2 protein-coding genes are annotated in these 441 nt (G+C 43.3%); both read right to left on the reverse strand.

The features are described from left to right. A partial coding sequence (locus KJQ99_RS09795) for a beta-ketoacyl synthase N-terminal-like domain-containing protein (RefSeq protein WP_284467059.1) occupies positions 1-222 on the reverse strand: 222 nt, incomplete at its 3' end. A 14-nt stretch (positions 223-236) separates the two neighbouring features. Next, a partial coding sequence (locus KJQ99_RS09800) for an SDR family oxidoreductase (RefSeq protein ID WP_214150724.1) occupies positions 237-441 on the reverse strand: 205 nt, incomplete at its 5' end.

The following is a 441-nucleotide window of genomic DNA, read 5'->3' on the forward strand; positions in this document are numbered from 1 at the left end:
TTGAGAATAAAGATCCAGCCGTTTTGCGTCCTGTTTGCCGATTCTTAACTTTGAATCAAAATTTTTGACTACTCCGGCATTAGTAATCACCGTTTCGGATGCATCAAATTTCGTAATAGGAGCAATTCCGATCGGTCCCGCAAACAGATTTTCCTTAAATTCGACAACATCGTTTCCCAAAGGGTTAACTGTTCCCATTCCGGTAACTACAACTCTTGTCATGAATTAACTCCCTCCTAAATCGTCATTCCGCCATCGACCGGAATTACCTGGCCCGTAATATAATCATTTTCGGCCAAGAAAACCGCCGTTTCAGCAACTTCTTCAACCTTGCCGAAACGTTCGAGCGGAATGTAACGCAATGTTGGTTCTATAAACTTATCGCTTAATACGCTGGTCATGTCGCCCTCGATCATTTCCAGTGCAATCGCATTGCATCTG

Source organism: Campylobacter sp. 2018MI13, from assembly GCF_018501135.1.
GTDB lineage: Bacteria > Campylobacterota > Campylobacteria > Campylobacterales > Campylobacteraceae > Campylobacter_E.